This window comes from Prosthecobacter gellanilyticus (assembly GCF_007992435.1).
In the GTDB taxonomy this organism is placed as follows: Bacteria; Verrucomicrobiota; Verrucomicrobiia; order Verrucomicrobiales; family Verrucomicrobiaceae; genus Prosthecobacter; species Prosthecobacter gellanilyticus.
In genome coordinates, this window is record NZ_BKAG01000013.1 from 84,701 (window position 1) to 97,066 (window position 12,366).

11 protein-coding genes are annotated in these 12,366 nt (G+C 59.8%); 3 read left to right on the top strand and 8 right to left on the bottom strand.

The annotated features are described in order from the left end of the window. Positions 1-146: 146 nt before the first annotated feature. Together BGE01nite_RS28960 and BGE01nite_RS11110 are read right to left on the bottom strand one after the other, a co-directional pair. Positions 147-302: a hypothetical protein gene (locus tag BGE01nite_RS28960; RefSeq protein WP_170266727.1), complete on the bottom strand. Its 156-nt coding sequence runs from the start codon at positions 300-302 to the stop codon at positions 147-149. Positions 303-376: 74 nt separating this feature from the next. Next, a complete protein-coding gene (locus tag BGE01nite_RS11110; RefSeq protein WP_146850529.1) occupies positions 377-811 on the bottom strand; it encodes a VOC family protein in 435 nt (144 codons plus the stop codon). Between the two features lie 734 nt (positions 812-1,545). Here BGE01nite_RS11110 and BGE01nite_RS11115 point away from each other — a divergent pair. The 3 genes from BGE01nite_RS11115 to BGE01nite_RS11125 all read left to right on the top strand — a co-directional run bounded on the left by BGE01nite_RS11115 (position 1,546) and on the right by BGE01nite_RS11125 (position 6,689). Then, complete coding sequence (locus BGE01nite_RS11115) at positions 1,546-3,765, top strand: tetratricopeptide repeat protein (protein WP_146850530.1); 2,220 nt, start codon at positions 1,546-1,548, stop codon at positions 3,763-3,765. A gap of 133 nt (positions 3,766-3,898) precedes the next feature. Continuing rightward, on the top strand, positions 3,899-5,125 hold the full coding sequence (locus BGE01nite_RS11120) for an aspartate kinase (protein ID WP_146850531.1): 1,227 nt from the start codon (positions 3,899-3,901) through the stop codon (positions 5,123-5,125). Positions 5,126-5,363: 238 nt separating this feature from the next. Beyond that, complete coding sequence (locus BGE01nite_RS11125) at positions 5,364-6,689, top strand: ATP-dependent Clp protease proteolytic subunit (RefSeq protein ID WP_170266728.1); 1,326 nt, start codon at positions 5,364-5,366, stop codon at positions 6,687-6,689. Between the two features lie 109 nt (positions 6,690-6,798). Here the strand turns inward: BGE01nite_RS11125 and BGE01nite_RS11130 are convergent, their stop codons facing one another. The 6 genes from BGE01nite_RS11130 to BGE01nite_RS11155 are packed head-to-tail and all read right to left on the bottom strand — an operon-like array spanning position 6,799 to position 12,328. Continuing rightward, positions 6,799-7,248: a hypothetical protein gene (locus BGE01nite_RS11130; RefSeq protein WP_146850533.1), complete on the bottom strand. Its 450-nt coding sequence runs from the start codon at positions 7,246-7,248 to the stop codon at positions 6,799-6,801. Between the two features lie 45 nt (positions 7,249-7,293). Beyond that, the gene (gene hrpB, locus BGE01nite_RS11135) at positions 7,294-9,846 is read right to left on the bottom strand and encodes an ATP-dependent helicase HrpB (RefSeq protein ID WP_146850534.1); all 2,553 of its coding nucleotides are present in this window, start codon (positions 9,844-9,846) and stop codon (positions 7,294-7,296) included. A gap of 57 nt (positions 9,847-9,903) precedes the next feature. Further along, on the bottom strand, positions 9,904-10,776 hold the full coding sequence (locus BGE01nite_RS11140; RefSeq protein ID WP_146850535.1) for a DMT family transporter: 873 nt from the start codon (positions 10,774-10,776) through the stop codon (positions 9,904-9,906). 34 nt (positions 10,777-10,810) lie between these two features. Next, positions 10,811-11,275 (bottom strand): YiiD C-terminal domain-containing protein, encoded by a 465-nt coding sequence (locus tag BGE01nite_RS11145; protein ID WP_146850536.1) that lies wholly within the window; start codon positions 11,273-11,275, stop codon positions 10,811-10,813. Next, positions 11,268-11,696 (bottom strand): ribose 5-phosphate isomerase B, encoded by a 429-nt coding sequence (gene rpiB / locus BGE01nite_RS11150; protein ID WP_146850537.1) that lies wholly within the window; start codon positions 11,694-11,696, stop codon positions 11,268-11,270. Before rpiB ends, BGE01nite_RS11145 begins: the two co-directional genes overlap by 8 nt. 29 nt (positions 11,697-11,725) lie before the next feature. Continuing rightward, entirely contained in the window at positions 11,726-12,328 is a 603-nt protein-coding gene (locus BGE01nite_RS11155; protein ID WP_146850538.1) for a nitroreductase family protein, read from the bottom strand. Between the last annotated feature and the right edge of the window lie 38 nt (positions 12,329-12,366).

Below are 12,366 nucleotides of genomic sequence, written 5' to 3' on the forward strand. Positions count from 1 at the left end.
GTGGCCCGTGCATCTCTGCCACCGCACTCCGGGACGCTTCGCGACTGCCTAACCAGGTGTATTTTCAATCATAAGTCTACCGCCACGCTCCGCTTCGCTTCAATGCTTTGCATAAGCATCCTGCAGCATGGGCCGCAATGGGCGAACTAGCGCGCGTATTTCCTGCTCTGCTGGATCTCCTGAATGGCTTGTGCCGTGATCGGCCCCTGAGTCTGTAGTTGCTGCTGCCGTGCTTCGCGAAAGATCCGGCGAACCTCTGCATAGGGCAGAGGCTTCTTCACGGTCGGTGGATTCGTAGACATTGTGAAAGAGTAATAAGCCAAGATGATACCTCAGCTGTTGCCACACACAAAATTCGTCAGGCAAGGTGTGTCCACTATTTGCTCGATGGCGGCTTCTCTTGATTCCACTGGATGCCGGCGTGCTGGACTTCGCGGTAGGGGAGGAGCCAGATGAGGGACTCGTCGTAGAGGTCGACGACTTGGATGCGGTTGCCCCAGGGGTCGCGGAAGTCGCAGCGGAACCCTTGGATGAGTTTGAGGCCGTATTTACTGGTGAGCTTGTCGCGGACTTCGGCGAGCTGGGACTCGTCGCGCACCATGATGCCAAAGTGGCGGTCGGAGGTGTCGGGCTGCATGCCTTCGCGCTCGAACATGGCGAGGAACTGGTGCTCGCCGAGCTTGAAGAAGGCATCGCCTTCGCCCTCATCGAGCTTCTTGAGGCCGAAGACGTCTTCGTAGAAGGACACGGCCTTTTCGATATCGCCGACCTCAATGGCGACGTGGTTGCAACCGTAGACTTGGATGCTCATGGCTGGAGGGGAATCGCGGCTGCGATGGCCTGTGGTTGGCTGGGTTTGCGGTGTCCAAAGGGTCCACTTGGGTCACTTGAGGGTGGGGATGGGTGTGGTGGAGATTGAGGGGCTATGAGTGCGCTTTTTTACAGGAGAATTGGACAGACCTTCGCTGAGGCTACGGACTGCATAGTGGGGGAGTATTGGCCTGCGGAAGGCGGGACGGCGGGAGCCGTTTACGGTCGTTTACAGTGGTTGACGGTTGTTTACGATGGTTTCAGAAGAAGGGGCGATCCGAGTCAATCCGACTGGATCCGACCTGCTTGGGATGGGAGAGGTGGATGGAGGTGGCGTGGGCGTGGGGCTCATCACACGGAGTGTGATGGCTACTTTGCTGACGTGCTTCGCGGCGGGGGCTGGGGGCGAATCCGAGTTAATCCGACCAGATCCGACATTTGGCTGGAGCTGGAGGGCGAGAGGTGGGGCCAGCTTGCGGAGAAAGTTGCCACTTGGAGGCGATCCAGCCTAATCCGACCAGATCCAGGTCAAAAAGGGCGAGGGGAACTTGAGCGAATCTGGAGGTGGGTGGTCGGAGTGTGGCCCCGGCGATTTGACGGGCTGGCAGGGGCTGGGTGCGGCCTCGGGACTGGCTTGGAGCGGGGCCTTGACGGCATCTTTTGTTCGCGAGGGACCTGAGATTTATGACAGCACTATTTACAAAAACTAAGCTTCCCGTTAAATTCCGCCTCCCCATGAAGTTTTGCCCCCCCCTGTTTCTGGCTCTCGCTTTGCTGGTGCCCGCGAATGATTCGCGTGCACAATTCTCCGGCACGGACGAGGCGGCGGACCTGTTTTTCCAAGGCTATGTGCTGAAGAATGACGCTGAAAAGATGGAGCAGGAGGGCAATCTCCAGGGTGCGCTGTCACTGTATCAGCAGATGAAGCAGAGCTTTGATGATCTGGCTGTGACGCACCCGCAGTGGCAGCCTGGGATGATGGGTAATCGCCGTGCGCTGACGGAGCAGGCTATTTCCCGGGTGAAGGCTCGGCTGGCGCAGCCGCAGGCGGCTCCGGCACCGAATGCGGCACCCGCAGGCGCGGCTCCAGCGGCCGCGGCTCCGACGACTCTTTTTGGCATGCCGAGCGGTGGTGCCCCGGTAGCGGCTCCAGCAGTCCCCTCCCCTGCCCCGGCGCCAGCTTTGGGCGGTGGTGTAGCGATGGCTCCGGCAGCGAATGGTTCCATGCCGAGCTTGGCCGAGGTGCTGTCCCAATGGGAGGCAGCGTATCGCCAGCGCATGACGGCTTTGGAAAGCCAGAACAGCACGCAGCAGGTGGACCTGCAGAAGTGGCAGCAGTGGTATCAGTGGGCGTCCGGTGAGATCACGACCTCCCGCGACAAGCAGCAAAAGCTGGAAGGCCAGATGACGTCCAAGGATGAGGCGATCGCGGTGATGAAGATGGAAGTGGCCGCGGGTCGCGCCTCCGAGCAGCAGCTCGACGCTTTGACGAAGGAGAAGATCGCCATCGAAGTGGAATACAAAAAGGCGGCGCAGCGCCTCTCTGCCGCTGAAAGTGCTGCGAAGGAAGCCTCGCAGAAGCTGGCGGAGGCCTCCCAGCGCATCGTCGCGGTGGAAGAAGAGAGGAACAAGATCCTGGCGGAACGTGATGCAGCCGTGAAAGAGCGCGACGCGAAGTCCATGGCGCTGGTCGAGGCTGAAAAGAAGGCTGACAGCGCCACCAAGGAGCGCGATGCGCTGAGCGCGCAGGTGCTGGGCTACAAGACGGAGGTGGAAGACCTGCGGAAGAAGAAGACGGCGATCCTGCCAAACGATGTGAAGAAGATCGTGGCGGATTATGAGCACCTGAAGAAGGACTTTGATGAGGCGCAGAAGCAGATCGTGACGCTGAAGGCGGACTCGATGCGCAAGGATGAGGAAGTGGTGAAGCTGCGCGGCCAGCTGACCACGCTGCAGAGCGAGATGGCAACGCTGCGCCAGCAGAGCGCGGGCTATCAAACCCAGGTGGCAGACCTGACGCTGCAACTGAAGAAGATCCAGGACAGCGATCCCACGGGCATGACGCCGGAACTGGCGAAGGAAAACACACTACTGCGTGAGATCATCATGCGCCAACTGCGCAGCCAGTACCGCCAGCAACAGGCGAAGGACTTGGTGATCTCCGATCTGAAAAAGATGGAAGGCGTGTCTAACAAGATGCTGAACCAGGTGGAGGATCTGACGCAGAACCGCCTGACACTGACACCGGATGAAGAAAAGCTTTTCACCGACCCGGCCGTGCGTGAACTGCTGGGCAGCGGTGGCATCCAGGGCACGATGATCGCCCGCGTGTCCAAGCCCGGCGATGCGAATGAGAATCCTGAAGCGACGAAGAACCCTGCGCAGGCGCTGCTGGACAAGGCCAATGAGGCCTTCTCCGCGAAGCGTTTCCCGGACGCTGCGGCGCTGTATGAAGATGCGCTGCGCGCAGATCCGAAGAACACGACGGCGCTGGTGGGCCTGGGTTATGCCCGTGAGCGCGAGCAGAAGTATGCGGAAGCTGAGACGGCGCTGAAGAAGTGCCTGGTCTATGAGCCTGAGAATGAGACGGCGGCCTTTCACCTGGGCGTGACCTACTTTAAACAGGACCGCTGGAATGATGCGATGGGCTCCTTTGAGAAGAGCCTGACGATCAACCCGAAGAATGCGCGCGGCCGCCACTACCTGGGCATCATTTCCACAAAGCTGAACTTCATCGAGCGCGCGGAGCGTGAGTTCAAGACGGCGCTGGCGATCGACCCGAGCTATGGTGAGGCGCACTTTAACCTGGCGGTGCTGTATGCCACCTGGGACCCGCCGCAGTGGGACAAGGCCCGCGCTGAGTATGACGAGGCTCTGAAGAAGGGGGTGACCCCGGACGAGAACCTGGAAAAGCTGCTGAAGGGCAGCGCGGAGAAGTCCGTCTCGGCACGCTAAGATCGGAACCCGGAAGCCCCTCAGTTAACGTGTGTCAAGTGCCTCCTGGGCCCAGGGGGGCACATGTGTGCAAACTTCCCGTTGCAGGAAAGGGCACGCGTGCCACTTTCGCGGCCCTTTCCCCCCAACCAGCATGGCTCTCATCGTCCAGAAATATGGCGGCACGTCCGTCGGCAATCCCGAGCGCATCCGCAATTGCGCCCGCCGCATCCTGGAAACCCAGCGTGCCGGAAATCAGGTCGTGGCCGTGGTTTCCGCTATGTCGGGTGTGACCGACAGCCTGATCAAGCTGGCGAAGGAAGTGTCCCTGGAGCGCGACCCCATCGAGCGTGAGATGGATGTGCTCCTCTCCACGGGCGAGCAGACGACGATCGCCCTCACGGCGATGGCTATCAATGCCCTGGGTGGCAAGGCTGTCTCCCTGACTGGAGCGCAGGCGGGCATCTCCACGGACCGTGTGCATACGAAGGCGCGGATCGTGAACATCACCCCGGATGCCGTGCACAAGATGCTGGACGAGGGGAACATTGTGATGCTGGCCGGATTCCAGGGCGAGACCGCCAGTGGCGAGATCACCACGCTGGGCCGTGGTGGCAGTGACCTGACCGCCATCGCCATGGCCGCGGCCATCAAGGCTGACCTTTGCCAGATCTACACGGACGTGGACGGCGTGTACACCTGCGATCCACGCGTGGTGAAGTGCGCCACGAAGATCGAGGACCTGAGCTACGATGAGATGCTGGAGATGGCATCCAGCGGCAGCAAGGTGATGCAGAGCCGGAGCGTCGAATTCGCGAAGAAATTCGGCGTCCGCTTTGAAGTCCGCAACAGCATGAACAACAACCCCGGCACCATTGTGAAAGAAGAAACCCCAGGTATGGAATCTGTCGTCGTCCGCGGCGTCAGCCTTGAGCGCAACCAGGCTAAAGTCACGATCGATGACGTGCCTGACCGTCCCGGCATCTCCTCGGCCATCTTTGGTGCCATCGCCGGCGCGAACATCATGGTGGACATGATCGTCCAGAACGTGAGCTTTGATGGCGAAACGGACATCTCCTTTACTCTCGGCGGTGCCGATTTGCCGAAGGCTGAAGCTGCTCTAAATGCCATCCTCCCTTCCCTGGGTGACAAAGTGACGCTCCGCACTGAGAGCGGCATCGCCAAGCTCAGCGTGGTGGGCATTGGCATGCGCAGCCACAGCGGTGTGGCGGCGAAGATGTTCAAGGCCCTGGCGGACGTCAGCGTGAATATCCTCATGATCTCCACCAGCGAGATCAAGACGGCGGTCATCGTGAACGAAGGTGACATCGAGAAAGCCGCACGCGCCGTGCACACGGCCTTTGGTCTGGATGCGGCTTGATCGGGCGTTTGGGGCGGGATGCGTGTCACGCTTTCCGCAGCTAGAAGCACTCGTTTTCATGTATCGGGAGTGAGCCTGACGGCTAGGTCGGGCCATTTTCGGCTCAGGGTCAGGGACTAAGTCTTTGTAGCGGCGGCAACCGCTACAGATGGGGGCGAAGTTTTTTGAACGATCGGCTCCGGATTGGTGTATTATATGCTGTCAGTGGGTCATCTCCCGGGTCCCCTCCATTACACACATGCGCCGAACCCTAGCCCTATCCACAGTCCTGCTGTGCCGCCTCGCTCTCGCTGCCGGTGAAACGACTACTTCCCCGGCCGACAGCCCTCCTGAAGCCCCCAAAGCTGCTGAACAACAGCAGCAGAAAGAACAACCGCCGGCCAAACCGGACCCGCTTGAGGCCATCAAGACCGAGACGGCCAAACTGAACGCCGAGCGAGAGAAGATCGCCGCCCAGCTTGCCCTCGAACAGACGAAGCAGGACGAGCAACTGGCGCCTCGCCGCCGTGCTTTGGCGGAGCAACAGATCAAGATGGAGGAGATCAAGTCGAAGCTTGATCTCGCGGAGACGGAACGTCGCGCCAAGGATGATCCTGCGCTGATGGAGCTGCGTCGTCAGAATGAGAAGCTGATGATCGACTACTCCATCGCGAAGAACGAGACGGACATCGACGGCTTCAAGTCACGCATGGAAGAGAACGGGGTGCGTCGCAAGACCTCCGCGCTCAGCCTGCAGATGGAGCTTCAGCAGAAGGAAGCCGAGTCCCGCAGCTACGCGGTGGGCAAGGCTCCGAGCTACCCTCTGGATCCCCTCCAGGGCAAGAAGCTGGTGCTTTCTGACCGCACGATCGGACTCAATGGAGTGATCACCTCTAAGACCGCAGATAGCATTGCGGACCGCATCGCCTACTTCAACAACCGTGATGACCAAGCGCCTATCTTCATCGTGATCGATGACAGCCCCGGCGGCAGTGTGATGGCTGGCTACAAGATCCTGAAGGCTATGCATGGCTCCAGGGCTCCCGTCTACACCGTGGTGAAGTCCTTCGCCGCCAGCATGGCGGCGTGCATCACCACGCTGTCGAAGAAGTCCTTTGCCTATCCGAATGCGATCATCCTGCATCATCAGCTCAGCGTGGGTGTGATGGGCAATCTCACGCAGCATCGTGAGAACGTGAAGGAGCTCGAAGAGTGGTGGAAGCGTCTCGCTGACCCTGTGGCTGCGAAGATGGGCATCACGCGTGATGAGTTCATCGCCCGCATGTACAAGGAAGCCTCCACCGGTGACTGGAACGAGTTTGCAGATGACGCGCAGAAGCTCGGCTGGGTGGACGTGATCGTGGAAGACATCGAGGAGACTGCTCTTCTACGTCATCCTGACACTCAGCAGGCCCAGCAGCAGAACGGCCAGCAGCGCCTTGCCTCGGATGGCGATGCCAATGCCGTCTCCGGCGTGGTGCCGGATCATGATGAACGCGGCAAGCCCATGGCCCTGCTTCCCCGCCTGAATCCGCTGGATGCCTACTGGATGTACAATCCCGACGGGTACTATCGGATGCAGTAATTAGTTAGGCCGACTGGTTCTTTTCAGAGGGGCGATGCAAGAGCATCGCCTCTTTTTTGCATCATTAACTATTCTAAAACCGGGTCTTCAAAATTCGAGAACGCGCCGTCTAAAAAACAGCGTGCCTAACGTACAAGATGGTCTGGCCGCCCTCTTCTCTCACGACAAGCCTAAGGTAGCTTCCGTCGGACTGATTGTGCTGGCGATCCACCAGGGTTGGGGTTCCAGGTGGAGGCCACCACTTTACTTTCTCTACCAGACCTCCGGAAATATTGATCGCCTCATTCGGCATGGCCTCAATCTGCGTGATAAAAGCCGCGCTTTCACTTCTGGGGATTTCAATCCTCGCGATGAATGATGGATCAATTGGCGGACTGTATCGAAAGTTCAGACCCCGCGCGCCAGCCGGTATAGAAAGCTTTGCCTGATCCTGAACCATCTGCATCGCTTCCGAATCAAAGCTCTTTTCATTCAGCTCAAACTCCCTGAGCCATCGCGATTCACGACAACCTGCGAGAGCTAGAATCAACGGGATCAAGCATTTGAGGAGGGTCTTCATTTGATCGTAGATGTTGATGCTGACTCAGCAACAACCTTGAAACCGTTACCTCCACTCATGCCTCGGATACCGTCCACGAAGCTGCGCCTTCACCGCAGGATAGCTTTCCTTCCAGAAGCGACCGAGATCACCCGTGGTCTGAATCGGACGCTGCGCTGGTGAAAGCAGGTGTACGACCACGGTGATGCGGCCTGCGGCCACCTTGGGGTTCTCGTTCACATCATAGAGCTGCTGCAGCACCACGCTCACGCTCGGGGCCTGCTTCTCGTCATACTCGATGCGCGCGGTCTTGCCATTCTTCAGCGGCAGACGCTCAGGAGCATAACGATCAAGCAGTTCACGCTGTGAGTGACTAAGCCATTGATGCAGCGCCGGGAAGACATCCTTGTCCTTGAGCTGGCGATAGGTCACGCTGCCTTCGCAAACTTGCTCGATGATCAATCGGCGATCATCCTCGGTGATCGGTGGGATTTCCATCTCGGGCATCCATTTGGACAGGCAGTTCACGCGCGTGATCCACTGCTCCACGCGCTCGTTCCAAAGCGGCAGCAGCAGACGGCCGGCGCTCACTTCTTCAGCCAGCAGAGAGGCCGCGGTGGATGAATCAGGCTCGCCGCGTTCCTTGCTGCTGAGCACGAGGCTGCGGAAGCGGATCTCCTCCAGATTCACGACACGGCGGTTGATGCTGTCATACTGCGCGCGCTTGCCGCTGGTAAAGTCTTCAGGAAACATCTCGCGCAGCCATTCCTCTTCCACCTTGGTCACAAGGTTGAGCTGCACGGTCAGTGCTTTGCCCTGCACCTCCATGATCTCAGAGGCGACAAGCAAGCGCGGTGGTTTGATGTGCGCATCCTTGCCAATGTGCCCGCTGTAACCGCCTGGCAGACGATAAATGCGGCTGCCACTGCTGGTCTCGACACCGAGATGATCACTGAAAGCGGCTAACAAAGTTTTCGCCAAAGACTCGGGCGATGCCACTTCATCATTGATCGGAAGCCCTGCACGCTGGGCGATGCGCAGGAACTGGTCGTAACTGCGTCCTGCCTCACGGGCACTCACGGCATGCACATTCAGCGGGATGCAGGCCTGCGGATCGAAGTTCAGCGCCGAAGCACGAATGAAGGCACGCAGCAGTGCCTGGAACTCACTGACGTCATTGGGCTCCCAGAAGTCCTCGTTCTTGAAGTGGGAGTTGTTCTTGCCCACCATCAGGATCTCGCGTCCCTGCGCCAAGGCCGCGCACATCGCGGCCTCACGCACACAGCCATAGTCAGCGGCGGCGAGCAGCATGCGCGCAAAACGCGGATGCGTGGGGAAGGCAGACATCTTCATGCCTGTCTGAGTCAGACGGTGGTCATGAATGGCACCCAGATCATGCAACAGCGTCTCCGCTTTGGTGAGCGCAGCTTCCGCGGGTTTCTCGAACCACTCGATCTTCAGCTTGGCCTTGTCCTGCGCGACATGCAGCGCCAGCAGGGCCTCGCCGAGTTCAAGACGCTGAATCTCCGGAAGCTCGCTCTCCGCACGGTGCAGATGCTCGCGCTCGCCCCACAACCGAATGGCGATACCTGGCCCAAGACGGCCCGCACGACCTGCCCGCTGCTCGGCACTGGCGCGGCTGATCTTCTGCACGATCAGCGTGTTCAGACCACGGCGCGGGTCATAGCTAGCCACACGTGCGAGACCACCATCTACCACCGCGCGAATGCCTTCGATGGTGAGCGAGGTCTCCGCCACATTCGTGCTGACGATGATCTTCGGCTGCTCGCCAGGAGTCACGGCCGAGTCCTGATCCTGCGGCGTCATCTCGCCATGCAGGGACACGATGCGCCGGCCCTTGGCAAAGCTTCGGCCTTGCAGCGCTGTCATCGTCTTGCGGATCTCATAAGCGCCGGGCATGAAGACGAGGATGTCTCCACTGCTGCCAAGTTCAGTGGCGAGGGATTCACAAGCTCTCGCGGCTTGATCCCACACGGCCTCGGTTTGGTTCAAACGCAAATCTCTGTTAGGCGCCTGATAGCGCACCTGCACGGGGAAGGTCCGGCCTTCGCTCTCCAGCAGCTTCACCGGCTGCATGAACTCCGTCAGCGGTCCCGGCACCAGAGTCGCGGACATCACGATGATGCGCAGATCGGGCCGCCGCTCGCGCTGCAAAGCTAGAGCCCAGGCCAGCACAAGATCACCATCGAGATGACGTTCATGAAATTCATCAATGACCACGCAGCCCACGCGCGAGAGGTCTGGGTCCTCCATGAGCTGGCGCAGCATCACGCCCTCGGTCACATAGGCCAGCCGTGTGTCACGTGAGGTCACATTGTCAAAGCGCACTTGATAGCCCACCTCGCCACCCACACGGCCATCGCGCTCCTTCGCCACACGCTGCGCCAGCATGCGCGCAGCGATGCGCCGGGGCTGCAGCACGATGCAGCGCTGGCCTTCCTTTAAGATGCCGGAGTCCAGCACGAACTGCGGCACCTGCGTGGACTTGCCGGAGCCCGTCGGCGCCTTGAGCAGCAGGTTCGGCGTGGCTGGGTCACGAAGCTGCGCCAGGACGGCGTCACGGATCTCAAAGATGGGCAGGCTGGCAGGGGCAGGCATGGTTGAACTTCATCTCTGTGCGCTCTGCGAGCCCAGGGGTCAAGGTGCAGAGTGCCCTCACCTGCCCCGCGCCAGCCACACACCGAGCACCGCCACCACCATGCCCACAAGGGCCAGGCCGGTCAGCGTCTCACCGAAGATACCCCAGGCCATGATCGCAGTGACCGCGGGCACGGTGTAGAAAAGGCTGGCCACATTCACCGCCGTGCCGCTTTTGATCAGGTAGTTTAGAAGAGTGATGGCACCGATGGACAGCACCAGCGCCACCCATAGCAGCGCAAAGACAAACTGCCCGCTCCACTGCACCTGCATGGTCTCCGTGGTCACGGCCAGAATGGCAGTGATGATGAGGCTCGCCGCATACTGCACCACCGTGCTCGTGCGCAGATCAAAGGCCGGGCAATGCCGCTTCTGCCACATCGTGCCCGCTGTGATGCCCACCAGCGCTGCAATGGCTGGAACAGTCATGATGAAAGTCACACCACTGCCCATCTTATGCGCCACCACCATGATGGTGCCGATGAAGCCGAGCGCCAAACCCATCCATTGCCGGGGCAGCACTCTTTCACCAAGTGCCACGCCCGCAAAAGCCGCCGTGAAGAGAGGCTGCATGGACACGATCAGGCTCACGACACCCGCGGGAAGACCAAGCTTCAGCGCCCACACGCAGCCGCTCAGATACAGGGCGTGAATGAGCAGGCCTGCAAAGGCCACGTGCATCATCTGCCCCTTCCCTGCGGGCCACGGAGCGCGTGAGATCAGCGAGATCGGCACCAGGATCGCAAGCACGATGCAGTAGCGCATCGTCAGGAAGGTGAAGGGCTCCGCATACGGCACGCCCAGCTTGGACCCGATGAAGCCACTGCTCCACAGCAGCACGAACAACCACGGAATCGCGGCCATCCATCGAGACTGATGCGGTGAGTTCATTCGCAAGGTTGGTAAAACAGTTTCATCGGTCGGATCATCCTTCGCGCATCGCGACAAAGCTGCCTTCAAACTCCACGCAGACCTTTCCAGCCTCTTCAATCACCGCCTTGAGTGTCAGGCTCGCACGCCCCGTCTCCGTGAACTTGAGCTGAAACGCCTCCATGTCTTGATCCGCAGGCCGATGCCCTGTCGCCCTCAGCGCACCACGCACAGGACTGCGATAACGAATGCTGCTCTCACGCACCACGATGTGTGCCTGACGGTCGCCCAACATCAACCATAGCAAGCAGTAGCCTGTGAGAGTGGCCAGCGCACTCAGACTGCCGCCAAAGGCCGTGCCGAGATGGTTATGGTTAGGCGCGAGCGGTGCCTGCAGCACAAGCTGCTGCCCATCCCAGCTCTCCACCATCACTCCCATCGCGAGCGTCAGCGGGATCTGCTCGTGAAGGAACGTCTCGGTCTCGCGCAGCAGTGGCTCGTTGATGGAAGCCTCACTCATCGATTTGATGGATGCGGGCCAGATGACGGCCACCTTCAAAAGCGGTCGTCAAAAACACATCGACGATCTTCAGCGCCGTCTCTTGATCCATCATTCGTTCGCCGAGCGAGAGCACATTCGCGTCATTGTGCAGACGGGTTAGCCGCGCCGACTCCAGATTCCAGCACAGGCCGCAGCGCACGCCTTTCACACGATTCGCCGTGATGGCCTCGCCATTGCCGGAGCCGCCTAAAACAATGCCGCGCTCATAGGTGCCTGCTGCCACGGCTTCAGCCACAGGCCGGATGAACTTCGGATAGTCCACCGCCTCATCCGAGTGCGTGCCAAAGTCTTTCACCTCATGACCACCCTCCCGCAGATGCTGGATGATGGCCTGCTTGTAGCGAAAGCCTGCGTGATCAGAGCCAATGGCGATTTTCATGGTCGTTGGGAGCGCTTCACATCATCTTCTCAAAAGCGATTCTGGATCACCACTTCCTCATAGGCCAGCTGACCACCTTTCGGCCAGGCAGGCTGGGTGCCCTTGCCGACAGAGATCATGAACGAGATCACATGATCTTCCGGCAGGTTGATGACCTTGGCCACGGCATCAAAATCAAAACCATCCATCGGGCAGGAATCATAGCCCATGGCCTTCGCAGCCAGCATGATGGTCATGCCCGCCATGCCGCAGGAGCGCATGGCCTCATCTCGCTGCACCTGCTCGCGGCCCGCATAGTATTGACCGATGGCAGGCACCAGGAAGTCCTGCACAGGCTGCGGCGCATTCTTCCAATAGCGGCCAGCATCTTTGCTCCATGACTTCGTGTCCGCACACAGCACGATCAGCAGCGAGGCCTCGGTGACCTGCGCCTGATCCCAGGCCACGGCACGGATCTCTTTGCGCACCTCCGGATCCGTCACGGCTACAAAGCGCCAGTTCTGAATGTTAAAGGCCGTGGGCGCCAGCATGGCTGTTTCGAGGAGCTGGCGGATCTCCGCTTCGCTCATGCGATGAGCGGGATCATAGTGCTTGATGGCGCGGCGGGATTGGATGGCATCGAGAGTGTTCATGAGAGTAGGGGGAGCGGGTGATAGAGGCCCGGTGAATA

Bases quoted from the DNA above. Each gene is read 5' to 3' on its own strand.
- BGE01nite_RS11110 (WP_146850529.1), bottom strand. From the start codon at position 811: ATGAGCATCCAAGTCTACGGTTGCAACCACGTCGCCATTGAGGTCGGC.
- BGE01nite_RS11155 (WP_146850538.1), bottom strand. From the start codon at position 12,328: ATGAACACTCTCGATGCCATCCAATCCCGCCGCGCCATCAAGCACTAT.
- BGE01nite_RS11125 (WP_170266728.1), top strand. From the start codon at position 5,364: ATGCGCCGAACCCTAGCCCTATCCACAGTCCTGCTGTGCCGCCTCGCT.
- rpiB (WP_146850537.1), bottom strand. From the start codon at position 11,696: ATGAAAATCGCCATTGGCTCTGATCACGCAGGCTTTCGCTACAAGCAG.
- hrpB (WP_146850534.1), bottom strand. From the start codon at position 9,846: ATGCCTGCCCCTGCCAGCCTGCCCATCTTTGAGATCCGTGACGCCGTC.
- BGE01nite_RS11140 (WP_146850535.1), bottom strand. From the start codon at position 10,776: ATGAACTCACCGCATCAGTCTCGATGGATGGCCGCGATTCCGTGGTTG.
- BGE01nite_RS28960 (WP_170266727.1), bottom strand. From the start codon at position 302: ATGTCTACGAATCCACCGACCGTGAAGAAGCCTCTGCCCTATGCAGAG.
- BGE01nite_RS11115 (WP_146850530.1), top strand. From the start codon at position 1,546: ATGAAGTTTTGCCCCCCCCTGTTTCTGGCTCTCGCTTTGCTGGTGCCC.
- BGE01nite_RS11120 (WP_146850531.1), top strand. From the start codon at position 3,899: ATGGCTCTCATCGTCCAGAAATATGGCGGCACGTCCGTCGGCAATCCC.
- BGE01nite_RS11130 (WP_146850533.1), bottom strand. From the start codon at position 7,248: ATGAAGACCCTCCTCAAATGCTTGATCCCGTTGATTCTAGCTCTCGCA.
- BGE01nite_RS11145 (WP_146850536.1), bottom strand. From the start codon at position 11,275: ATGAGTGAGGCTTCCATCAACGAGCCACTGCTGCGCGAGACCGAGACG.